This is a genomic window from Klenkia marina (assembly GCF_900101025.1).
In the GTDB taxonomy this organism is placed as follows: domain Bacteria; phylum Actinomycetota; class Actinomycetes; order Mycobacteriales; family Geodermatophilaceae; genus Klenkia; species Klenkia marina.
The window spans coordinates 360,823-382,889 of the sequence record NZ_FMUH01000001.1 but is presented as its reverse complement, the minus strand read 5'-3'; the positions used below and the strand labels follow the sequence as shown (position 1 = coordinate 382,889).

At 73.9% G+C, this 22,067-nt stretch carries 19 protein-coding genes and 1 tRNA gene; 15 read left to right on the top strand and 5 right to left on the bottom strand.

Annotated elements, in window-relative coordinates; all coding sequences use genetic code 11:
* Positions 1 to 41: 41 nt before the first annotated feature.
* Genes BLP29_RS01980 through BLP29_RS01970 form a run of 3 tightly spaced genes read right to left on the bottom strand, consistent with a single transcriptional unit; the run spans position 42 to position 3,390 of the window.
* A complete protein-coding gene (locus tag BLP29_RS01980; protein WP_243469627.1) occupies positions 42 to 1,361 on the bottom strand; it encodes an MFS transporter in 1,320 nt (439 codons plus the stop codon).
* 42 nt (positions 1,362 to 1,403) lie between these two features.
* Positions 1,404 to 1,829, bottom strand: a complete 426-nt coding sequence (locus BLP29_RS01975; RefSeq protein ID WP_092799291.1) for a MarR family winged helix-turn-helix transcriptional regulator — start codon at positions 1,827 to 1,829, stop codon at positions 1,404 to 1,406.
* A 37-nt stretch (positions 1,830 to 1,866) separates the two neighbouring features.
* Complete coding sequence (locus tag BLP29_RS01970) at positions 1,867 to 3,390, bottom strand: dolichyl-phosphate-mannose--protein mannosyltransferase (RefSeq protein ID WP_092799289.1); 1,524 nt, start codon at positions 3,388 to 3,390, stop codon at positions 1,867 to 1,869.
* 91 nt (positions 3,391 to 3,481) lie between these two features.
* Here BLP29_RS01970 and rsmI point away from each other — a divergent pair, with 91 nt between their 5' ends.
* On the top strand, positions 3,482 to 4,315 hold the full coding sequence (rsmI, locus tag BLP29_RS01965; RefSeq protein WP_092799287.1) for a 16S rRNA (cytidine(1402)-2'-O)-methyltransferase: 834 nt from the start codon (positions 3,482 to 3,484) through the stop codon (positions 4,313 to 4,315).
* A 132-nt stretch (positions 4,316 to 4,447) separates the two neighbouring features.
* Here rsmI and BLP29_RS01960 read toward each other — a convergent pair whose 3' ends face one another.
* The gene (locus BLP29_RS01960; protein ID WP_092799285.1) at positions 4,448 to 5,377 is read right to left on the bottom strand and encodes a DUF559 domain-containing protein; all 930 of its coding nucleotides are present in this window, start codon (positions 5,375 to 5,377) and stop codon (positions 4,448 to 4,450) included.
* Positions 5,378 to 5,543: 166 nt separating this feature from the next.
* Positions 5,544 to 6,632, bottom strand: coding sequence for a magnesium/cobalt transporter CorA (gene corA, locus BLP29_RS01955; protein WP_092799283.1), 1,089 nt, complete (start codon positions 6,630 to 6,632; stop codon positions 5,544 to 5,546).
* Between the two features lie 136 nt (positions 6,633 to 6,768).
* On the opposite strand from corA, the gene BLP29_RS01950 reads away from it, so the two are divergent.
* From BLP29_RS01950 to BLP29_RS01885, 14 genes are all read left to right on the top strand, one after another.
* Complete coding sequence (locus BLP29_RS01950; RefSeq protein ID WP_092799281.1) at positions 6,769 to 8,286, top strand: amino acid permease; 1,518 nt, start codon at positions 6,769 to 6,771, stop codon at positions 8,284 to 8,286.
* 126 nt (positions 8,287 to 8,412) lie between these two features.
* The gene (locus tag BLP29_RS01945) at positions 8,413 to 9,045 is read left to right on the top strand and encodes a hypothetical protein (RefSeq protein WP_092799279.1); all 633 of its coding nucleotides are present in this window, start codon (positions 8,413 to 8,415) and stop codon (positions 9,043 to 9,045) included.
* 9 nt (positions 9,046 to 9,054) lie between these two features.
* Positions 9,055 to 10,851: a methionine--tRNA ligase gene (gene metG / locus BLP29_RS01940; protein WP_092799277.1), complete on the top strand. Its 1,797-nt coding sequence runs from the start codon at positions 9,055 to 9,057 to the stop codon at positions 10,849 to 10,851.
* On the top strand, positions 10,848 to 11,720 hold the full coding sequence (locus BLP29_RS01935; protein ID WP_092799275.1) for a TatD family hydrolase: 873 nt from the start codon (positions 10,848 to 10,850) through the stop codon (positions 11,718 to 11,720). The genes metG and BLP29_RS01935 overlap by 4 nt, the downstream gene beginning before the upstream one ends.
* A gap of 192 nt (positions 11,721 to 11,912) precedes the next feature.
* Entirely contained in the window at positions 11,913 to 12,755 is an 843-nt protein-coding gene (locus BLP29_RS01930) for a hypothetical protein (protein WP_424321705.1), read from the top strand.
* Positions 12,756 to 12,989: 234 nt separating this feature from the next.
* Complete coding sequence (locus BLP29_RS21720; protein ID WP_092799271.1) at positions 12,990 to 14,120, top strand: resuscitation-promoting factor; 1,131 nt, start codon at positions 12,990 to 12,992, stop codon at positions 14,118 to 14,120.
* Positions 14,083 to 14,997, top strand: coding sequence for a 16S rRNA (adenine(1518)-N(6)/adenine(1519)-N(6))-dimethyltransferase RsmA (gene rsmA, locus BLP29_RS01920; RefSeq protein ID WP_243469626.1), 915 nt, complete (start codon positions 14,083 to 14,085; stop codon positions 14,995 to 14,997). The genes BLP29_RS21720 and rsmA overlap by 38 nt, the downstream gene beginning before the upstream one ends.
* A gap of 4 nt (positions 14,998 to 15,001) precedes the next feature.
* Positions 15,002 to 15,955: a 4-(cytidine 5'-diphospho)-2-C-methyl-D-erythritol kinase gene (locus BLP29_RS01915; protein WP_092799269.1), complete on the top strand. Its 954-nt coding sequence runs from the start codon at positions 15,002 to 15,004 to the stop codon at positions 15,953 to 15,955.
* A 72-nt stretch (positions 15,956 to 16,027) separates the two neighbouring features.
* Positions 16,028 to 16,100: transfer RNA gene (locus tag BLP29_RS01910), tRNA-Gln, on the top strand.
* 53 nt (positions 16,101 to 16,153) lie between these two features.
* Positions 16,154 to 17,617 carry a bifunctional UDP-N-acetylglucosamine diphosphorylase/glucosamine-1-phosphate N-acetyltransferase GlmU gene (glmU, locus tag BLP29_RS01905; protein WP_243469625.1) on the top strand — a complete coding sequence of 488 codons (1,464 nt, stop codon included), beginning with the start codon at positions 16,154 to 16,156 and terminating at the stop codon, positions 17,615 to 17,617.
* Positions 17,614 to 18,594 (top strand): ribose-phosphate diphosphokinase, encoded by a 981-nt coding sequence (locus tag BLP29_RS01900; RefSeq protein ID WP_092799267.1) that lies wholly within the window; start codon positions 17,614 to 17,616, stop codon positions 18,592 to 18,594. Before glmU ends, BLP29_RS01900 begins: the two co-directional genes overlap by 4 nt.
* A gap of 248 nt (positions 18,595 to 18,842) precedes the next feature.
* Positions 18,843 to 19,538: a 50S ribosomal protein L25/general stress protein Ctc gene (locus tag BLP29_RS01895; RefSeq protein ID WP_092799265.1), complete on the top strand. Its 696-nt coding sequence runs from the start codon at positions 18,843 to 18,845 to the stop codon at positions 19,536 to 19,538.
* 8 nt (positions 19,539 to 19,546) lie between these two features.
* The gene (gene pth, locus BLP29_RS01890) at positions 19,547 to 20,200 is read left to right on the top strand and encodes an aminoacyl-tRNA hydrolase (RefSeq protein WP_243469624.1); all 654 of its coding nucleotides are present in this window, start codon (positions 19,547 to 19,549) and stop codon (positions 20,198 to 20,200) included.
* Between the two features lie 112 nt (positions 20,201 to 20,312).
* Positions 20,313 to 22,058, top strand: a complete 1,746-nt coding sequence (locus BLP29_RS01885; protein WP_243469623.1) for a sugar transferase — start codon at positions 20,313 to 20,315, stop codon at positions 22,056 to 22,058.
* The last annotated feature ends 9 nt before the right edge of the window (positions 22,059 to 22,067 follow it).

Genomic DNA, 22,067 nt, shown 5'->3' with positions numbered 1-22,067 from the left:
CCCCCGGGTCCGTGCGGACCCGGGGGCGCTCGGCGACGTCCTCAGCGACGGTGCGCGAGCTCCGCCTCGACCTCGGCGTCGATCGCGGCCGGTGCGCCGCCGAACTCGTCGGCCACCTCACCGGCGACGTCCTCGGGTCGGCCGTGGTCGGTCGCGGGGTGGCCGTCCTCGTCGAGGCCGGCGTCGGCCTGCTCGAGCATGCGGTGGCCGGTCGCCAGCACGCCGACGGCCACGGCGACGGTCACCGCACCCAGCAGGAACGGCACGTGGACGTCGAAGGACTCCACCAGCTTGCCGGCCGCGAACGGGGCCAGGCCGCCGCCGAGGAACCGCACGAAGCCGTAGGCCGCCGAGGCCACCGGCCGCTCGACCGGGCTGACCAGCATGACCGCCTGGGTCATGAGGGTGTTGTTGATGCCGATCGGGATGCCGGCAGCGACGACGCAGGCGACCAGGGCCCACCTCGTGTCGGTGAACAGGCCGATGAGCAGCAGGATCACCGCGAACAGCCCGAGCGCGCCGTACAGGCTGCGGGCCGTGCCGAACCGGGCCTGCAGCCGGGGTGCGCCGACCACGGAGAACAGCGCCACCAGCAGGCCCCACCCGAAGAACACGAACCCGAGCTGGATCGCCGAGAGCTCCATCGGGAACGGGGCGTAGCCGAGCATGGTGAAGAAGCCCCAGTTGTAGAGCAGGGCCGTGACGGCCATCGTCAGCAGGCCGCGGTGCCGCAGGGCCTTGAGCGGCGCCGAGAGCGGGGTGGGCCGGGCGGGCTTGGGGGTCGCGTCGAGCAGGACGACGGTCGCGATGAGTGCGACGGCCATGAGCGCCGAGACGCCGAAGAACGGGCCCCGCCAGCTGACCGAGCCCAGCAGCCCGCCGACCAGCGGCCCGGCCGCGATGCCGAGCCCGAGGGCGGCCTCGTAGAGCACGATCGCGCCGGCGAACCCGCCCGATGCGCTGGCCACGATGACCGCCAGCGAGGTGGCGATGAACAGGGCGTTGCCCAGCCCCCAGCCGGCGCGGAAGCCGACGATGCCGCCGACCGAGTCGCTCAGGCCCGCCAGGGCGGCGAACACCACGATGATCGCCAACCCGGCGATGAGGGTCTTCTTGGCGCCCAGCCGGCTGGACACCCAGTTGGTGCCGAGCATCGCGACCGCCGTGACCACCAGGTAGCTGGTGAACAGCAGCGTCACCTGGCTGGGCGTGGCGTCGAGCTGGCTGGACAGGGCGGGCAGGATCGGGTCGACGAGGCCGATGCCCATGAAGCTGACGACGCAGGCGAAGGCCACCGCGTAGACGGCCTTCGGCTGGGCGAACAGGGTGTTCTTCTCGCTGGTCGCGCCGTGTGCGCTCACCAGGTCACCTCCGGGGTGCGGGTTCTGGGGTTCGGTGCGGGATCAGTGCTGGAGGACGCCGGCCAGCCGCGTGAGGGCGGGCAGCGCGTCGGCGATGCGGGCGACGTCGTCGTCGTCGAGGTGCGCCAGCGGGTCGGCCAGCCGGGCCGCCCGCTGGGCGCTGCGCCGGGCCAGCAGGTCGGCGCCGGCACCGGTGAGGCTGAGGACGACGGCCCGGCCGTCGGTGGGGTCCGCCGCGCGGTCGACCAGCCCCTGCCCGGCGAGCCGGGCGATGAGGGCGGTCATCGAGGGCTGGCTGATGCCCTCGGCGACGGCCAGCTCGGTCAACCGGGCCGGGCCCGAGCGCTGCAGCGTCGCCAGGGTTGCGGCGGCCGTGAGGCTGAGGTCGCTGCGGCTGGCGGTCACCTGTCGCAGCCCGACGACGACGTCGTCCAGGCGCGCGGCCAGCTCGGTGCGGTCGATGTCCACACGTCAGTTGTACAACGCAACTATGGAACGGGCAACCTCAGAACCAGGACGGGAACCACATGCGCTGCACCCACTCGTCGTAGGAGAGGGGCTGGCCGGTGAGCACCGGGTAGAAGAAGACGAACGTCATGGCGACCACGGCCAGGTAGAAGGCCACCGCGCCCAGGCCGAGCTGGCGGCGCAGCGGCGGGTCGCGGTCGGGGCCCCGCTGCCGGCCCATGACGTCCTGCAGCGCCAGCGTCACGGCCAGCACGAAGAAGGGCAGCACCGGTGCCATGTAGAAGATGAACATGGTGCGCTCGAGGTTGACGAACCAGGTCAGCCACCCCGCGGCGATGCCGACGGCGACGGTGAGGGCCGCCGGGTCGCGGCGGGCGACGATGCGCCACAGCAACCAGAGCATGGCCGGGGCGAAGGCGAACCAGAGCGTGGGCGTGCCGACCATGAGGATGTAGCGGACGACCTGCCCGCCGTCGGCGTCGGTGAGGCCCTGCGGGTTCCACAGCAGGATCGGGCGCCCGTCGACCAGCCACGACCACGGGCCGGACTCCCACGGGTGCGGCGTGGACAGGCCGTTGTGGAAGGTGAGCCACTCGCCGTGCATGTGCCACAGCGAGCGCAGCGGGCCGGGGATCCACGGCCAGTCGGTGTCGGGGTTCTGGTCGGCCCAGTGCCTGCCCTGCGCGTTCTCGCCGCGGAACCACCCGGTGAAGGTGGCCAGGTAGGTCAGCACGGGCAGCAGCCCCAGCGCCCAGACCGCACCGGGCAGCCCGCGGCGCAGGGTCGTGCGGGTGGGGCTCGGGACGCCCGCCTCGCGCCAGGCGGCACGCTCCCAGAACAGGCTGAGGACGGCGAAGAACGCCAGGAAGTACACCCCGGACCACTTCACCGCCGCGGCGCAGCCGAACAGCACACCGGCGGCCAGGCGCCAGCCCCGCGGCCCGAGCGCGAACCCGGCCGCGGCGTCGGCGTGCGCCCGCACCCGGGCGCGCACCCGGTCGCGGTCGACCACCAGGCAGGCCACCGCGCAGATGACGAACATCTGCAGGAAGACGTCGAGCAGGCCGATGCGGCCCACCGTGAAGGCGAAGCCGTCGAGCGCCATCAGCAGCCCGGCGACCAGCCCCAGCAGGGTGGACCCGGTGAGCCGGCGGGCCAGCCGGGTGAGCACGACCACCGCGACGGTGCCCGCGACCAGGCTGGGGAAGCGCCACCCGAAGCTGTCGTAGCCGAAGGCCTTGATGCCCCCGGCGATGAGCAGCTTGCCCAGCGGCGGGTGGACGATGAACGTGTAGCCGCGGTTGTACTCGTGGCCCCACTCGAGGACCTCGTTCGCCTCGGGCGGGTAGTACGCCTCGTCGAAGAGCAGGTCGGAGGGGTAGGAGAGGTCCCAGAGCCGGCTCACGAACGTGATCGCGCCCAGTGCCAGGGCCAGCACCCACGACAGCCACCGGTCGGTGGGCAGCGGCGGGGTGAGCTGGCGGGCCGGGCGCCGCGGTGCCCGGCGGCGGGGTGCCGGCGGCGCCTCGTCGTCCCTGCGCTCGGGAGCCAGCACCGCCATGGGCGTCAGCGTAGACAGAGGACCCCCGTGCCCCCCGGCACTCGCAGGCTCGCACCGGGCCCCTGCACGGGGGCCGTGGCAGTGTCGTGGTGTGACGGGACGACTGGTGCTGGGCGGTGCGCCCCTGGGCCGGCCGGGGGACGTGGGCCCCCGGCTGCGCGAGGCGATGGCCACCGCCGACGTGCTGGCCTGCGAGGACACCCGGCGCCTGCACCGGCTGGCCCAGGACCTCGAGGTGACCTTCACCGGCCGGGTCGTCACCTTCCACGAGACGGTCGAGGTCTCCCGGCTGCCGGGCCTGGTGGCGGCGATGGAGGCGGGCCAGACCGTGCTGCTGGTGACCGACGCCGGCATGCCCTCCGTGAGCGACCCCGGCTACACGCTGGTGCGGGCGGCGGTCGAGGCCGGCATCGAGGTGACGTCGGTGCCCGGGCCGTCGGCGGTGACCACCGCCCTCGCGGTCAGCGGGCTGCCCTGCGACCGGTTCTGCTTCGAGGGCTTCCTGCCCCGCCGGGGGCGCCGCACCTGGTTCGCCGCCCTGGCCGCCGAGCCCCGCACGATGGTCTTCTTCGAGTCCCCGCACCGGCTGGCCGACGCCCTCGCCGACGCCGCGGCCGAACTGGGCGAGGACCGGCCCGCCGTGGTGTGCCGTGAACTGACCAAGACCCACGAGGAGGTCGTGCGCGGCACCCTCGGGTCGCTGGCCACCTGGGCCGCCGAGGGGGTGCGGGGGGAGATCACACTGGTCGTCGCCGGTGCACCCGCCGGACCGGTCGAGATGACCGCCGCGGACCTCGCCGCCGAGGTGGCCCGCGAGGAGGCGGCGGGTGAGACCCGCAAGGACGCCATCCGCGCGGTGGCCACCCGCACCGGGTTGCCCAAGCGCACCGTCTTCGACGCCGTCGTCGCCGCCAAGCCCGGCTGACCCCGCCCCGCCCCCGGCGGCGCCCCCGCTCCCGCCCCGCCCCCGCCCCCGTCGGGGTATCGGAAGCCCTACCCCGGTGAACGGGCCGGATCGGCAGGGTGCAGCTTCCGATACCCCGGGTGGTCAGGTGGGTCAGGCTGACTGCAGCTGGGCCACCCGCGTCCGGTACACGGCCAGGACCTTCCCCCGCACGCCGTCGGGGTCGCGGAGCACCTCGGCGTAGGTGAACCGCAGCACCAGCCAGCCCATCGACGCCAGGACGGCATCGCGGTGCAGGTCGCGCTGCCGATCCGCGGGGGAGGTGTGGAAGGCCGCGCCGTCCAGCTCCACGGCGAGCATCGCCTCCTCCCAGGCCCGGTCCAGGTGGCGGGTGACGCCGTCCGGGCAGGCCAAGGCGAGCTGACCGCGGCTGCGGGGGAGGGACCGGTGCCGGAAGACCTTCAGGACGCCGAGGGCCTCGAGCTCGCTCTGCACGCCGTCGGCCACGAGGTCGACGGCGAGGACGAGTTCGCGGTGGCCACCCAGGTTGGGCCGACGCGCGGCCGCCCGTCGGAGCGCGTCGGCCTCGATGTGGTGGTCACGGGCGGCGCGGACGAGCGTCGGTCTCCGTTCGGCTCGCGGGAGCAGGGGCCAGGCGTCGACCAGGGCGTCGGGCAGCGACGTCACGGGAAGAGCCCGCACGGTGCAGCGGTCCGCATCGGCCAGGTCGACGCGGCGGTGCACGACGAGGTCCCGGGAGCCGGCCCGCCGCCGGGTCTCGTCGATGGTCACGTGCACGGGGCCGGCGTGGTCGCGCACCCCGTGCACGGCGAGCGCCGTGGTGTGGCTCAGGACCGCCAGCCCGCCTGCGCACATCACCGCTGCGCGCAGGCGGCGGTCCCCGGCAGCGGGGTTGCCCCGCGCGGTGTAGACGTGCGGGAAGACGCGCTGCAGCCGCCCGCTGGCGATGTGGTTGTCGACGATGCCCGCCGGCGCGACCGCGAGCAGGTCCTGCCGCGTCGCCAGGCCGTGCTGTCGGCGGAGCAGAGCATCGATGCGGGCGCGCCAGTCGTGGTCGGTCACCCGCGCAGGTTGACCCGACTGGACGAGGTATGGATGCGCCGTCGCACATCTGTGGACAGCGCACCCCCATCCACAACCGGGCGTATCGGAAGCTTCTCCCCGTCCCGCGGGGTGGATCGGCAGGGTGGAGCTTCCGATACCCCCCCGCCGGCGGAGGACGCCGTGGCTACAGCCAGCCGCTGCGCTTGAAGGCCCGCCAGAGCAGGCCGCAGGCCAGTGCCATCACCAGGAGCACCAGCGGGTAGCCCAGGTGCCACGTCAGCTCGGGCATGTACTCGAAGTTCATGCCGTAGATGCCGGCGATCGCGGTGGGGACGGCGATGATGCCGGCCCACGCCGAGATCTTGCGCATGTCCTCGTTGTCCGACAGCGAGGTGCGGGCCAGCGACGCCTGCAGGATCGAGCCGAGCAGCTCGTCGAGCGCGGCGATCTGGTCGCGCACGCGGATCACGTGGTCCTGGACGTCGCGGAAGTAGGAGCGCATCTCCTTCGGCACGATCTCGCCCTGCCGGTCGGTGAGCGCCTGCATCGGGAGGTCGAGCGGGGTGACCGCACGGCGCAGCTGCATCAGCTCGCGCTTGAGCTGGTAGAGCCGCTGGGAGTCGTCGGTGCGGTCGGGGGAGAAGACCGAGGCCTCGAGCTCGTCGACGTCCTCCTCCATGGCCGCGGCGACCTCGACGTAGTGGTCCACCACGAGGTCGGCGACGGCGTACAGCACCGCCGAGGGACCGTGGCAGAGCAGGTCGGGCTGCTGCTCGAGGCGGCGCCTCAGCTCGGCGAGCCCGCCGTGCGCGCCGTGCCGCACCGTGATGACGAAGTGGTCGCCGAGGAAGACCATGACCTCCCCGGTGTCGACGACCTCGCTGGTGGCGGTGAGCTCGCCGTGGTCGACGTAGGTGGTGGTCTTGAGGACGACGAACAGCCCGTCGTCGTACCGGTCGAGCTTGGGCCGCTGGTGGGCGTAGACGGCGTCCTCCACGGCCAGCGGGTGCAGCCCGTACTCCTCGGCGATCGACTCGAACTCGGCGTCGGTGGGCTCGTGCAGCCCGAGCCAGACGAAGCCGTCGCGCTCGCGGGCGGTGCGCAGGGCGTCGTCGGGGTGCACGTCGGGCACTCGCCGGCCCTCGACGTACACCCCGCAGCCCACGACGGGCGCGCCGTCGGGGCGCTGCGGGGCGGGGTGGAGCGGGGCACCTGCAGGCCCGGGCACGTGTCGGGGGCGCGGCTGGGGTGGCCGACGGTCGGTGCTGGTCATGTCTCTCCTCCGCGGCACGGTCGACGGCGAGCGTAGGCCCGCCGGCGCGGAGGGCCGGTCGAGGAGCGGTTGTCGGTGACGCGTGGCACGCTCCGCACACCACACGTGATCAACAAGCAGGGCAGGGGGAACGCACATGGCCGTCACCGATCGCTGGCGCGTCAAGAGCGTCGAGGACTCCATCGCCGACACCGAGGAGCCCGAGCACCAGCTCAAGAAGAACCTCTCCGGGCTCGACCTCACCGTGTTCGGCGTCGGCGTCATCATCGGCACCGGCATCTTCGTGCTCACCGGCGAGGTCGCGCAGACCACCACCGGCCCCGCCGTCGCCATCTCGTTCGTCATCGCGGGCATCGTGTGCGGCCTGGCCGCCCTCTGCTACGCCGAGTTCGCCTCCACGGTCCCGGTGGCCGGGTCGGCCTACACGTTCTCCTACGCCACGTTCGGCGAGCTGCTCGCCTGGATCATCGGCTGGGACCTCGTCCTCGAGCTGGCGCTGGGTGCGGCCACGGTCAGCGTGGGCTGGTCCGGGTACCTGAACCAGCTGCTCAGCGACATCGGCATCGGGCTGCCCGAGACCATCGCCGGCGAGACCGCCCGCTTCAACATCCCCGCGATGGTCATCGCCCTGGTGATGACCGGCGTGCTCATCCTCGGCGTCAAGCTGTCGTCCCGGATCACCTCGATCATCGTGGCCATCAAGGTCGCCATCGTCCTGCTGGTGATCGTGGTCGGTGCCTTCTACGTCAAGGCGGCCAACTTCTCGCCGTTCATCCCGCCGACCCAGCCGGCCGAGGGCGGTGGCTCCGGCCTCACCCAGCCCTTCATCCAGCTGCTCACCGGCTTCTCCCCGGCCAGCTTCGGCGTCGAGGGCGTCATCGCCGGTGCCGCGATCGTGTTCTTCGCCTTCATCGGCTTCGACATCGTCGCCACCGCCGCCGAGGAGACGAAGAACCCGGCCAAGGACCTCCCGCGCGGCATCTTCGGCTCGCTGGCGGTCTGCACGATCCTGTACGTGCTGGTCAGCCTCGTGGTGGTCGGCATGCAGAACTACACCGAGCTCAACGCCTCGGCTCCGCTGGCCGGTGCGTTCTCCAGCGTCGGCCTGCCGTTCTTCTCCGGGATCATCTCGGTCGGCGCGCTGGCCGGGCTCACCAGCGTCGTCATGATCCTGCTGCTGGGCCAGTCGCGGGTGCTGTTCGCCATGAGCCGCGACCACCTGCTGCCCCCGGCGCTGGCCAAGGTGCACCCCACCTACGGCACGCCGTACCGGATCACCCTCATCACGGGTGTGGTCGTCGCGGTGATGGCCGGGCTGATCCCGCTGGGCACCCTGGCCGAGCTGGTGAACATCGGCACGCTGTTCGCCTTCGTGCTGGTCAGCATCGGGGTGGTGGTGCTGCGCAAGAAGCGGCCCGAGCTGCCCCGGTCCTTCCGGGTGCCGCTGATGCCGGTGCTGCCGATCATCGCGGCCCTGGCCAGCTTCTACCTGATGCTCAACCTGCCCACCGACACCTGGATCCGGTTCGCGGTCTGGATGGCCCTCGGCGTGGCCGTGTACTACCTGTACGGCCGCCGGCACAGCCGGCTGGCCAAGGGCGGCGACCACGACCACAGCGTGGAGACGGGCGACGGCACGGCCACGAAGCAGTAACCGGCAGCACGACGACGGCGGGGCCGTCTCACCCGAGGGGGTGAGGCGGCCCCGCCGTCGTCTGCGGCTGCGGCCCCGGGCGGACGACGTCCTCGGTGACCACCCGTCACCGGCCGAGGAGTCCCGTTGTCCAGCACCACCGTCGCGCTGCCGCGTGTGCCGGCCGTGCACCCGACCGCGCGTCGCCGGCCGCCGGCCGCCGTGCTGGCCGTCGGTGCGCTCGCCGTCGCCGAGGCGGTCGGGCTGCTCGCCCTGGGTCTGACCTCGCTGGACGCGGTCTGGGGCGACGGTCTGCGGCCGCCCGGTGGACTCGTCGTGGGCACCCTGGTCGGCCTGGCCGCGTGGGTGGTGGTCGCCGCCGCCGGCGGTGCGTCCCTCGTCGACGGCGCGGGCAACCGGTTGCTGGTGGCGGTCGCGGTGGGGGAGCTGGCGCTGCTGGCGGTGCTCGCCCTCGCCGGGGTGGTCGACGGGGTGCGGACGGTCGAGCTGTCCGGCCGCCCCCTGCCGCTGACCGCGCTGGCGGTCACCGCTGCCGTCGTGCCCCTGGTCAAGCTGCTGCTGGGCACGTCCCCGGCGGCCGGCACGTGGACGGCGACCACCCCCCGCCCGGTACGCGCCCCGCGCCCGCCGCAGGCCCACCGCCGCGCCCGGGCGGTCACCCTCGCGGTCATCGCGGCGGTGCTCACCACCGTCGCGGTGACCGGGCACCCGGCGCCGGGCAGCACCGCACCCGCGAGCGTGGTCGACAGCGCTCACTAGTCTCGTGCCGTGAGTGATCGGCACATCCTGACCGCGGTCGCCTGGCCCTACGCCAACGGCCCCCGGCACATCGGCCACGTCTCGGGCTTCGGTGTCCCGTCCGACGTCTTCAGCCGGTACCAGCGCATGGCCGGCAACAAGGTGCTCATGGTGAGCGGCACCGACGAGCACGGCACCCCGATCACCGTGGCCGCCGACGCCGAGGGTGTCTCGCCGCAGCAGATCGCCGACCGGAACAACCGGATCATCGTCGGTGACCTGACCGGCCTGGGGCTGAGCTACGACCTGTTCACCCGCACCACGACGGCCAACCACGCCGCGGTGAGCCAGGAGATCTTCCTGGGCCTGCTGAAGAACGGCTACGTCTTCCCGCAGACCACCCTCGGCGCGATCAGCCCCTCGACCGGGCGCACGCTGCCCGACCGCTACATCGAGGGCACCTGCCCGATCTGCGGGTACGACGGCGCCCGGGGCGACCAGTGCGACAACTGCGGAAACCAGCTCGACCCGGTCGACCTGGTCAACCCGGTCAGCAAGATCAACGGTGAGACCCCGAAGTTCGTGGAGAGCGAGCACTGGTTCCTCGACCTGCCCGCCTTCGCGAAGGCGCTGGGCGACTGGCTGGGCACGCGGAGGAGCTGGCGGCCCAACGTCCTGAACTTCAGCGTCAACCTGCTCGAGGACCTCAAGCCGCGCAGCTACACCCGCGACATCGACTGGGGCATCCGCATCCCGCTGCCCGACTGGCGCGAGCGCGACGACAAGCGCATCTACGTCTGGTTCGACGCCGTGGTGGGCTACCTGTCGGCGTCCATCGAGTGGGCCCGCCGGTCGGGTGACCCCGAGGCGTGGCGGCAGTGGTGGCAGAGCCCGGACGCCGACGCCTACTACTTCATGGGCAAGGACAACATCGTCTTCCACGCCGAGATCTGGCCCGCGCAGCTGCTGGGCTACAACGGCGCGGGCGACAAGGGCGGCACGCCGGGCTCCTACGGGGCGCTGAACCTGCCCACCGAGGTGGTCTCCAGCGAGTTCCTGACCATGGAGGGCAAGAAGTTCTCCTCCTCGCGCCGCGTGGTCATCTACGTCCGCGACTTCCTGGAGCGCTACGACGCCGACGCGCTGCGCTACTTCATCGCGGTCGCCGGGCCGGAGAACCAGGACACCGACTTCACCTGGGCCGAGTTCCGCCGCCGCAACAACGACGAGCTCGTCGCCGGCTGGGGCAACCTGGTCAACCGGTCGATCTCGATGGCCGCCAAGAACGTCGGCGCGGTGCCGCAGCCCGGCGACCTCGCCGACGCCGACCGCGACCTGCTGGCGACGACGTCCGGGGCCTTCGGCACCGTCGGGGACCTGCTGGGCCGCAACCGGCAGAAGGCGGCCATCAACGAGGCCATGCGCGTGGTCGGCGAGGCGAACAAGTACCTCTCGGACCAGGCGCCGTGGAAGCTGAAGGAGGACCCGGCCCGCCGGGACTCGGTGCTGTTCACCGCGCTGCAGGCGATCAAGGACTGCAACGGTCTGCTGTCGCCGTTCCTGCCGCACGCCGCCCAGCAGGTGCACGAGCTCCTCGGTGGCGAGGGCACCTGGTCGGTCGCGCCGCGCATCGAGGAGGTCACCGACCTCGACGACGGCCGCCCCTACCCGGTGATCACCGGTGACTACGAGACGGGGCAGGCGGTCTGGGCGTCGGTCCCGATCACCCCCGGGACGCCGCTGGCCGCCCCGAAGCCGGTGTTCACCAAGCTCGACGAGTCGATCGTGGAGGAGGAGCTGGCCCGGTTCACCGAGGGCACACCGTGAGCCGGTCGGCGTCCTCGCGGGCGAACAAGCGGGGCGAGCCGCCGCCGTCCCCGGAGCCGTTGCCGGCCCCCGCGCTGGACAGCCACACCCACCTCGACATCGCCGTCGGCGGTGAGGACCGGCTGCCCACCGACGCCGAGGTGGACACCGAGATCGCCGCTGCGGCCGCCGTCGGGGTGACCCGGCTGGTGCAGGTGGGCGTCGACGTCCCCAGTTCGCAGTGGTCGGCCGCGCTGGCTGCGCGGCACCCGTCGGTGCTGGCCGCGGTCGCGCTGCACCCGAACGACGCCGGTGCGGGCGGGGCGACACCGGAGGCGCTGGCCGAGATCGACCGGCTCGCGGGGCTGCCGCGGGTGCGCGCGGTGGGGGAGACCGGGCTGGACCGGTTCCGCACCGGGCCCGAGGGCTGGGACGCCCAGGAGGCGTCGTTCCGGGCGCACATCGCGATCGCCAAGCGGCACCGGATCGCGCTGGTGATCCACGACCGCGACGCGCACGCCGAGATCCTGCGGGTGCTCGACGACGAGGGCCTGCCCGAGCACACGGTCTTCCACTGCTTCTCCGGCGACGCCGCGTTCGCCCGGCAGTGCCTGGACCGCGGTGCGGTGCTGTCGTTCGCCGGCACCCTGACCTTCGGCAACGCCGGCTACCTGCGCGAGGCCGCCGCGATCGCCCCGGTCGACCAGCTCCTCGTCGAGACCGACAGCCCCTTCCTCACCCCGGTCCCGCACCGCGGCAGGCCGAACGCCTCCAGGCTCGTGACCCACACCGTCCGCGCCCTGTCCGAGGTGACGGGCATCGAGCTGGAGAGCCTCTGCCGCTCCCTGACCGCAACGGCAGAACGAGTCTTCGGCCCCTGGCAGGACTGAGCGGGGACGAGGGGGCCCGGAGGGTCCCCGAGAAGCCGCTCGCAGACGGCGACGGCAGCCGGGGACGGCTCACCCGGACGCCGCGTTGCCCGCACGAGGAGCGGGGGCCCGGAGGGCTTCCCGACGAGTGCTCGCAGGGCTCATCGCAGCAGGGGAACGGCACCTGAGCGCGGTGGAGTCCGAAGGACGACAATGAACAGGGTGGGTCGCCTCATCGCCGTCGTGCTGTTCATCGCCGTGATGGTGCCGTCGGGTCTGCTGGCCCGGGCGTGGTCCCGCGCCGCCGACCGGCGGGCGGTGGCCGGCGGAGCGGTGGAGCTGGTCCCGCCCTCGGACGAGGGCGCGGCGGTGCTGGCCCGGCAGTCGCGGCACGGTCGTCGGCTGCGGTGGGTCGGCTTCGTGCTCGGGCTGGTGCTGATCGGGGCGAGCGTCGTGGTGTTCGCCGAGGCGTCGGTGTTCCTATGGCTGCCGGCACTGGTCGTCGGGCTGCTGACCGGGGTGCTGCTGGCCGAGGCCACCCGTCCGCGTCCGCGCTGGGCGCCGGGCTCGCGCCGCCCGCGCCGTTCCGAGCAGATCTCGCCGTGGTTGCTGTGGTCGACCCGGGGTGCCGTGGTGGGCGAGCTGGTGGCCGCCGCCGTCCTGTGGCGTTCGGACTCGCTGCCCGACGAGGTGGCGCTGGTCGCGCTGGTGGCACCGGCGGTGGGCTGGGTGCTGGCCGAGGTGGCGCTGCTGCGGCTGCTGGTGCGGCCGCTGGCTGCCGACGGGTCGGACGTGCCGGTCGACGAGGCGCTGCGCACGTGGGGTGCGCACCTGGTGTGCGGGGCGGCGAGCGTGCTGGCGCTCGTGCCGCTGGGGGCGCTGTTGCTGGTGGCGGGGATCGACCTCGGGGACCGGGTGACCGACGGCGTCGACCTGGTGCCGGTGGCGCTGGTGGCCGGTGGCTTCTCGGCGATCACGGCGGGCCTGGCGGTCGCCGTGTTCCTGGTGACGTGGTTGCGGCCGGTGCGCCGCGCGGAGCCGGCCCTCGCGCGCTGACCCAGCTCACACCGTGACGCTGGTCACGTCACCCGATCACCCGTCCGGCGCGACGGAACAGGGCTTTCGTGACGAGTGGTGTCGGCGTGGCTACAGCGTGTCGACAGGTCGACCTGTTTCGATGTCGCTCGAACCGCCGATTCGTGCTCCGTGTTCGTTATCGTGTCGTGACCGACCCGTCGGGGTGGGGGCGCAGCCTCCCCTGCCCGGGCCCCCGTGACCCGTGGATGTGCCGTGCACCGAACGCTCAAGCTCAGTCTCTTCGCCCTCGTCCTGCTGGGCCTCGTCGGCGGTTCCACCGCCTACGTGCTCGCGCAGAAGGCGGTGACGCTCACCGTCGACGGGCAGTCCCGGGAGGTGAGCACCTACGCCGACACCGCCGGTGAGCTCCTGGCCGACGAGAACATCGACGTCGCCGGCGACGACGTCGTCCTGCCCTCGGTCGACAGCGAGGTCACCGACGGCGACACCGTCGTCCTGAACCGGGCGCGTCCGCTGGAGCTCACCGTGGACGGCGTGACCTCCACGGTGACCACCACCGCGCTGTCGGTCGACGAGGCCCTGGACCAGCTCGGCTACCGCGGTGACGGGCTGGTGCTCAGCGCCTCCCGCAGCGAGCGCCTGCCGCTGGACGGCATGGCCCTGCAGGTGACCACCCCGAAGACGATCACGGTGGTCGCCGACGGCGCCACCCGCGAGGTCACCACGACCGCGGGCACCGCCGGGGACCTGCTCGCCGAGCAGGGGCTGGCGCTGTCGGCCACCGACCGGACCAGCCTCTACCCGACCGCCCCGCTGCTGGACCGCATGGTGCTGCAGGTGTGGCGGGTCCAGGTCGCCGACGTGACCGAGACCCAGCCGGTGGACTACCAGACCGTCGAGACCGAGGACCCCGAGGCCGCCGAGGGCACCCGCACCGTCACCACCGAGGGCGTCGAGGGCGAGCAGACCGTCACGTTCTCGGTCACCACCACCGACGGCGTCGAGACCAGCCGGGTGCAGACCGGCGTGACGGTGACCCGCGCCCCGGTCGACGAGCAGGTGAGCGTCGGCACCAAGGAGGCCCCGGCCCCGGCTGCGAGCACGGGTGGCAGCAACACCGGCGCCTCGGCCCCGGCGTCGACCAGCGGGCTGGACTGGGACGCCCTGGCGCAGTGCGAGGCCGGCGGCAACTGGTCCATCAACACCGGCAACGGCTACTACGGCGGCCTGCAGTACAACATCTCGACGTGGAACGCCTACGGCGGCCAGGAGTTCGCCTCCCGCCCCGACCTCGCCACCCGTGAGCAGCAGATCGCCGTCGGCGAGCGCACGTACGCCGCCCGCGGTGCCTCGCCGTGGCCGTCCTGCGGCAAGCGACTGTGATCCGGCGCTGAGCGCTCCCGCCGACGCGTCCGACGGGCTGCTGGGCCCGGCTGCCATCCGCAGCCTGGCCCAGCAGCTCGACCTGCGTCCCACCAAGCAGCTCGGGCAGAACTTCCTGCACGACGCCAACACGATCCGGCGCATCGTGCGCACCGCCGAGCTGCGGCCCGACGACGTGGTCGTCGAGATCGGCCCGGGGCTGGGGTCGCTGACCCTCGGCCTGCTGCCGGCGGCCGCCGCGGTCACCGCGGTCGAGGTCGACCCCCGCCTGGCCGAGCAGCTCCCGCGCACCGTCGCCGAGCGCAGCCCCGCCTGCGCCGACCGGCTGACGGTCGTGACCGCCGACGCGATGCGCGTGACCGAGCTGCCGGGCGCCGCGCCCACGGCCCTGGTCGCCAACCTGCCCTACAACATCTCGGTACCGGTGCTGCTGCACTGGCTCGAGCGGTTCCCGAGCATCCGCACCGCGCTGGTGCTGGTGCAGCTCGAGGTGGCCGAGCGCCTGGCGGCCGCCCCCGGCAGCGACGCCTACGGGGTGCCCAGCGTCAAGGCGGCCTGGTACGCCGACGTGCGGCGGGCCGGCGCGGTCGGCCGGCCGGTGTTCTGGCCGGTGCCCAACGTCGACTCCGGCCTGGTGCGCCTGACCCGACGCCAGCCCCCCGCCGGCGACCGGGCAGCCACGTTCGCCGCCGTCGACGCCGCCTTCGCCACCCGCCGCAAGGGGCTGCGGGCCGCGCTCGGCGGCTGGGCGGGCAGCCCGGCAGCCGCCGAGGCGCGGCTGCGGGAGGCGGGCATCGACCCGACGTGGCGCGGCGAGCGGCTGTCGGTCACCGACTTCGCGCGGCTGGCGGCCACCGACCCCGTGCAGGCAGGCTGACGCGGTGCCGCACGCGACCTCCGGCGGGCCGGGCCGCATCGCCGGCGACGGCTCGGTGACCGCGCACGCCCCGGCGAAGATCAACGTCCACCTCGCCGTCCACCCGCTGCGCGAGGACGGTTTCCACGAGCTCACGACCGTCTTCCTGGCGGTCTCGCTGCTGGACACCGTCACCGTCTGGCCGGAGGACGGCCTGTCGGTCACCGTGACCGGCGAGGGCGCCGACGGCGCCGTCCCCACCGATGCGCGCAACCTGGTGTGGAAGGCCGCCGAGCTGCTCGCCCGGCACGCCGGCGTGCGGGCCGACGCCGCCCTCCACATCGACAAGGCGATCCCGGCCGCGGCCGGGCTGGCCGGGGGCTCGGCCGACGCCGCCGCCGCGCTGGTCGCCCTCGACGCCCTGTGGGGCACCCACTGCACCCGCGGCGACCTGGCCGGGCTGGCCGCCCAGCTGGGCAGCGACGTCCCGTTCAGCCTGGTCGGCGGGATGGCGCTGGGCACCGGGCGCGGCGAGCAGCTCACCCCCGTGCTGACCCGCCGGCGCACCGACTGGGTGCTCGGCATCGCCGACGCAGGGCTGTCCACGCCGGCCGTCTACCGCGAGCTGGACCGGCTGCGTGCGGCCGGGGTGCTGCCGGCCGGGTCCACCGCCGGCCCCGCGGACGACGTCCTCACCGCGCTGCGCAGCGCTCCCGCCGACGAGGTGGCCGGGCACCTGGCCAACGACCTGCAGGCCCCCGCGCTGGCGCTGCGCCCCGAGCTCGACCGTGGACTGCGCGCCATGACCGGCGCCGGTGCGCTCGGTGCGCTCGTGAGCGGATCGGGTCCCACGGTCGCCGCGCTCGTCGCCGACGCCGAGGCCGCCGGCACCACGGCCGCGGCGCTGGAGCGCGGCGGGGCCTTCCGCGGCGTGCAGGCGGTGCACGGCCCGGTCCCGGGCGCCCGGCTGGCCGGCTGAGGGCTCCCCGTGGTCGCCCCGGCCGGGCGCGCGCCCTAGGCTCGCGGACGCACCTCGCAGGCCCGGGGGTGGTGGGGGATGGGGTAATCGGCAGCCCGCCGGCCTTTGGAGCCGTGCAGTCTCGGTTCGAGTCCGAGTCCCCCAGCTGAGTCCGACGCCGGCCGTGCCGTGCCGCGCCGCCATCGCCAGGGAGAAGCCGTGCCAGCAACCGGTCCGTCCGTCAGCGCCGTCGTCGTCCTCGCCGCCGGGCAGGGCACGCGCATGCGCTCCCGCACCCCCAAGGTGCTGCACGCCGTGGGCGGTCGCAGCATGCTCGGCCACGTGCTCGCCGCCGCGGGACCGCTCGGGGCGGCCGCGACCGTGGTGGTCGTGGGCTCGGGCCGCGACCAGGTCGAGGCCCACCTCGCCGAGATCGCGCCGCAGGCACGGTCGGTCGTCCAGGAGCAGCAGAACGGCTCGGGCCACGCGGCCGCGGTGGCCCTGGCGACGATCACCGACCTCGAGGGCCCGGTGCTGATCGTGAACGGGGACGCGCCCCTGCTCCGCGCGGCGACCGTCGAGGCCCTGGTGCAGGCGCACCGGGCGGCCGGCGACGTGCTCACCGTGCTCACCGCGGTCGTGGCCGACCCGACCGGGCTGGGCCGCATCGTGCGCGACGCGGGGGGCCGGGTGACCGCCATCGTCGAGGAGCGCGACGCCACGGCCGAGCAGCGGGCGATCACCGAGGTCAACGCCGGGGTGTACGTCGGGGACGGCGCCGCTGTCCGCGCCGCGCTGGCCCGGGTCGGCGCGGCCAACGACCAGGGCGAGCAGTACCTCACCGACGTCCTCGGCCTGCTCGTCGGCGACGGCGCACCGGTGGGCGGGCACCCGGCCGAGGACCCCGACGACACCCTGGGCTGCAACGACCGCCGTGAGCTGGCCGCCCGCCGGCGCACGCTGAACGACCGGGTGCTCGACGAGCTCATGCGCAGCGGGGTGACCGTCGTCGACCTGGCCACCACCTGGGTCGACGTCACCGTCGAGGTCGGCGCCGACACCGTGCTGCACCCCGGCACCCAGCTGCTGGGCGCCACCGTGGTCGGCTCCGACGCGGTCGTCGGGCCCGACACCACGCTCACCGACACCGAGGTCGGCGACGGCGCCCGTGTCGTGCGCACCCACGCCGAGCTGGCCGTCGTGGGCCCCGACGTCCAGGTCGGACCATTCGCGTACCTGCGGCCGGGCACCCGGCTGGCGCGGGGCGCCAAGGTCGGCACCTTCGTGGAGACCAAGAACGCCACGGTCGGCGAGGGTTCGAAGATCCCGCACCTGTCCTACGTCGGCGACGCGACGATCGGCGAGGGCACCAACATCGGCGCGGCCACCGTCTTCGTCAACTACGACGGGGTGGCCAAGCACCACACCACCATCGGCTCGCACGCCCGCACCGGTGCCGACAACATGTTCGTGGCGCCGGTCACCGTGGGGGACGGGGCCTACACGGCGGCCGGTTCGGTGATCACCACCGACGTCCCGCCGGGGGCCATGGGCGTGGCCCGTGCCGCGCAACGCAATGTGGCAGGGTGGGTCCGCCGCCGCCGGCCCGGGACTGCTGCAGCAGCAGCCGCCGAGGCCGCCACAGCGCCCCACACCGACGACGCCCAGGGAGCCCGGTCATGAGCGCGATCACCCAGACCCCGACCAAGAGCCTGATGCTGTTCAGCGGTCGCGCCTACCCGGAGCTCGCCGACGAGATCGGCGGCCACCTGGGCATCACCCCGACCCCGACCTCGAGCTACGAGTTCGCCAACGGCGAGCTCTACGTGCGCTTCGAGGAGTCGGTGCGCGGCTCGGACGCGTTCATCGTGCAGAGCCACACCTCGCCGATCAACACGTGGTTGATGGAGTCGCTGCTCATGGTCGACGCCGCCAAGCGCGCCTCGGCCAAGCGCATCACGGTCGTCGCCCCGTTCTTCCCCTATGCCCGCCAGGACAAGAAGCACCGCGGCCGCGAGCCCATCTCCGCCCGCCTGGTCGCCGACCTGTTCAAGACCGCCGGGGCCGACCGGCTCATGTCGGTCGACCTGCACACCGCGCAGGTGCAGGGCTTCTTCGACGGCCCGGTCGACCACCTCTTCGCGATGGACCTGCTCATCGACGAGGTCAAGCGCAAGTGGGGCGACCGCGACCTCACCGTCGTGTCGCCCGACTCCGGTCGCGTGCGCGTCTCCGAGCGCTGGTCGGACAAGCTCGGCGGCACCCCGCTGGCCTTCATCCACAAGACCCGCGACATGACCCGGCCCAACGAGGTCGTCGCCAACCGCGTGGTCGGCGAGGTCAAGGGCCGCGTCTGCGTCCTGGTCGACGACATGATCGACACCGGCGGCACCATCGTGAAGGCCGCCGAGACGCTGTTCAACGAAGGCGCGGCCGACGTCGTCATCGCCGCCACCCACGGCGTGCTCTCCGGCCCCGCGGTCGACCGGCTGAAGAACTGCCGGGCCTCCGAGGTGCTCATCACCAACACGCTGCCCATCCCGCCCGAGCGCCGGTTCGACAAGCTGACCGTGCTGTCGATCGCCCCCCTGCTGGCCCGTGCCATCAAGGAGGTCTTCGAGGACGGCTCGGTCACGAGCCTCTTCGACGGGGCGAGCTAGGTTCTCCTGGCTTGCCGTCCGGCCGTCGCGGGGCCGGAGGCTCCCGACGGTCGGACGGGGTTCGGCTCAGCGTGGTCGGGGACGGCTCGTGGCCGCGGCCGGAGTCCGGAGGACGACATCGGGTATCGTCTGTGCCTGTTGCCCGGCGAGGGAGCTGCCGCTCCGTGATCGACGTGCGTGTGCGCCTCCAGGTGCGTCCGTGCGTCCGCCGCCGGTCCCGCAGCCTGTCTGACTAGGAGCACACCACCGTGGCTGATTTCCGCCTCACCGCCGAGCCCCGCACCGAGTTCGGCAAGGGCAGCGCCCGCCGCACCCGCCGTGCCGGTCGCGTCCCCGCCGTCCTGTACGGGCACGGCCAGGACGTCGTCCACCTCTCGCTGCCGGCCCGCGAGTTCGCCGCGGCCCTGCGCAACGGCGGCACCAACGTGCTGCTGACCGTCGTCCTCGACGGCAAGGAGCAGCTCGCGCTGACCAAGGCCGTCCAGCGCGACCCGCTGACCCGCGTCCACGAGCACGTCGACCTGCTGATCGTCCGCAAGGGCGAGAAGGTCACCGTCGACGTCCCCGTCGTCGTCACCGGCGACGTCGCGCCCGAGACGATCATCAACTTCGAGCTCAACACGATCTCCATCGAGGTGCCCGCCACCTCGATCCCGGAGAACATCGAGATCGACGTCCAGGGTCGCGCCGCCGGCGAGGGCATCGCCGCCGCCGACGTGCAGCTGCCCGAGGGCGCCACGCTGCTCACCGACGCCGAAGCCCAGGTCATCGGCTTCCTCGCCGCCCCGACCGCCGAGGCCCTCGAGGCCGAGCTCGCCGAGGCCGAGGCCGAGGCCGGCATCGAGCGCGACGAGTCCGACACCGACGGCGACGTCGTCCCCGAGCCCTCCGACCAGGGCAGCGGCGAGTCGATGGACGCCGCCAGCAACTCCGCGGACGACTGAGCGGTCCGTTGACCGAGAGCACGACCCGCAGGGGCGCCGGCACCGCCGGCGCCCCTGCGGCGTCCCCGCCACCGGTGCCCGAGGGGCCCTACCTTGTCGTCGGCCTGGGCAACCCCGGTCCCGACTACGCCGGCAACCGGCACAACGTCGGCGCGATGGTGCTGGCCGAGCTCGCGGCGCGGGTCGGCACCAAGCTGTCGCCGGGCAAGGGCCCGCGGGCCCGGTCGGTGTCCGGTGACGGCCGGCTGGCCGGGCGCCGCGTGGTGCTCGCTCAGCCGACCACGTACATGAACGAGTCCGGCGGCCCGGTGAAGGGCCTGCTGGACTACCACTCCATCGACCCGGGTGCCCTCGTCGTCGTGCACGACGAGCTCGACCTGGACTTCGACGTGGTGCGGCTCAAGCGCGGCGGGGGAGAGGGCGGCCACAACGGTCTGCGCTCGATCTCGCGGTCGACCGGCACGAAGGACTACCTGCGCGTGCGGGTCGGCATCGGCCGCCCGCCCGGCCGCCAGGACCCGGCCGACTTCGTGCTCAAGGACTTCTCGGCCACCGAGCGCAAGACCCTCGAGCTGCTCGTGGGCGAGGCCGCCGACGCGGTCGAGCTGCTGCTGGAGAAGGGCCTGGAGGCGGCGCAGAACGTCGTCCACCCGCGCACCTGACGGGTGTCCCCCTTCCGGGTGGGCGCGGCCCGGTCCGCGTTGACCCGTGCACGTGCGCGGTCGACGGTGCAGGGAGGTGCACGTCGAGTGCACGCGACCCGGGAGCTGATCGTTGTCCGCACCAGAGGCGTTGCCACCGCACCGCCGTGACCGCGACCCGCTCGACGGACCGCCGTCCGACCCGGCCGACGGCGTCGTCCGCGACGCCCGGGCGGCCCGTGCCGCCGAGCGCGCCCGCGCGACGGCGGCGGCCGCGGAGGCCGCCGCGCACGGACTCGGGTCGCCCGGCGCCCTGGACGCCGACGGCGTCCGGCCGGTCGTCGGCCTGCCCGGCGTCCCCCGCGCCCTGTCCGGTGGTGGGCCGGCGCACGCCGCGGCCGAGCTGCCCCGGCGGCGGGCGGGCGACAGCGGGCGCGGCTCCCTGGCCGACCTGCCCATGTACGACCCCCTCGCAGCCCGTCGCCGGCGCGTGCCGGAGTGGCTGTCGGCCCACCTCGGAGGGCTGCTGGTCCTCGATGCCCTGTCCGCCGCGGGCGCGACGGTGCTCGGGGCCCACCTCGCCGGCGACGGTTCCGTCGGGGCGCGGCACGTGGCGGGGGCCGTCGTCCTCTGGGTGCTCGCGCTGCACCTGGCCGGGGCGTACCGCGAGGCGCACTTCGGCGCCGGCACCGAGGAGTACCGGCGTGTGCTGATCGCCGCCACCGGCCTCACGGCGGCCGTGGCCGTGGCCGATGCGCTCGACCTGGCCGCGACCCAGGGGCCGGTCGCCCCGGTGCTGGCGGTGGGTGCCGCGACCGGGGCGACGCTGCTGGGCCGGCGGGTGGCCCGCGCCCGGCTGCACGCCGGACGACGACGCGGGCTGATGAGCAAGCGGGTGGTCCTGGTCGGCCGCGAGGCGGCCCTCGTCGACATCGCCACGCGGCTGCGCCGCGACGCGACCTCCGGGTGGTCGGTCGTGGGTGCCTGCGTGCCCGACCCCACCGGCGCCGGTGGCCTGGCCCGCATCGGGGTGCCGGTGCTCGGCGGGCTGGACTTCGTGCCCGCCGTGCTCGACCAGGCCCGCGCGGACGCCGTGATGGTCGCCTCCGCCAGCGACGGCGCGGCGTCCTACCTGCGCCAGCTGGCGTGGCGGCTGGAGGGCACCGGCATCGAGGTGCTGCTGGCCCCCGGCCTGGTCGAGGTCGCCGTCGACCGCCTGGAGGTGCGACCGACCATCAGCTTCCCCGTCGTGCAGATCATGGAGCCCTCCTACCGCGGGCTCCGGCGGCTGGCCAAGACCGTGCTGGACCGCAGCGCCGCCCTGGCCGGGTTGGTCGTGCTCGCACCGGTCCTGCTGGTCATCGCCGTCCTGGTGCGCCGCGAGGACGGCGGACCCGTGCTCTACCGGCAGGCCCGGGTGGGCCGGTACGGGCGCACCTTCGACGTGCTGAAGTTCCGCAGCATGGGCGTCGGCGCCGACGCCCAGGTGGAGCGGCTGGCCGAGGACGACGAGGGCAACGGTGTGCTGTTCAAGATGCGCATCGACCCCCGCGTCACCCGGGTCGGCCGGGTGCTGCGCCGGTTCTCCCTCGACGAGCTGCCGCAGCTGGTGAACGTGCTGCGCGGGGACATGTCGCTGGTCGGCCCGCGTCCGGCGCTGCCCGGCGAGGTGGCCACCTACGGCCCGGACATGCAGCGGCGCCTGCTCGTGCGGCCGGGGGTCACCGGGCTGTGGCAGGTGAGCGGCCGGTCGGACCTGAGCTGGGCCGAGACCGTGGAGCTGGACGTGCGGTACGTGGACAACTGGTCGGTGGGCCGGGACCTGTCGATCCTGGCGCGCACGGCGCGTGCGGTGGTCGCGGGCTCCGGGGCGTACTGACCCGGCACC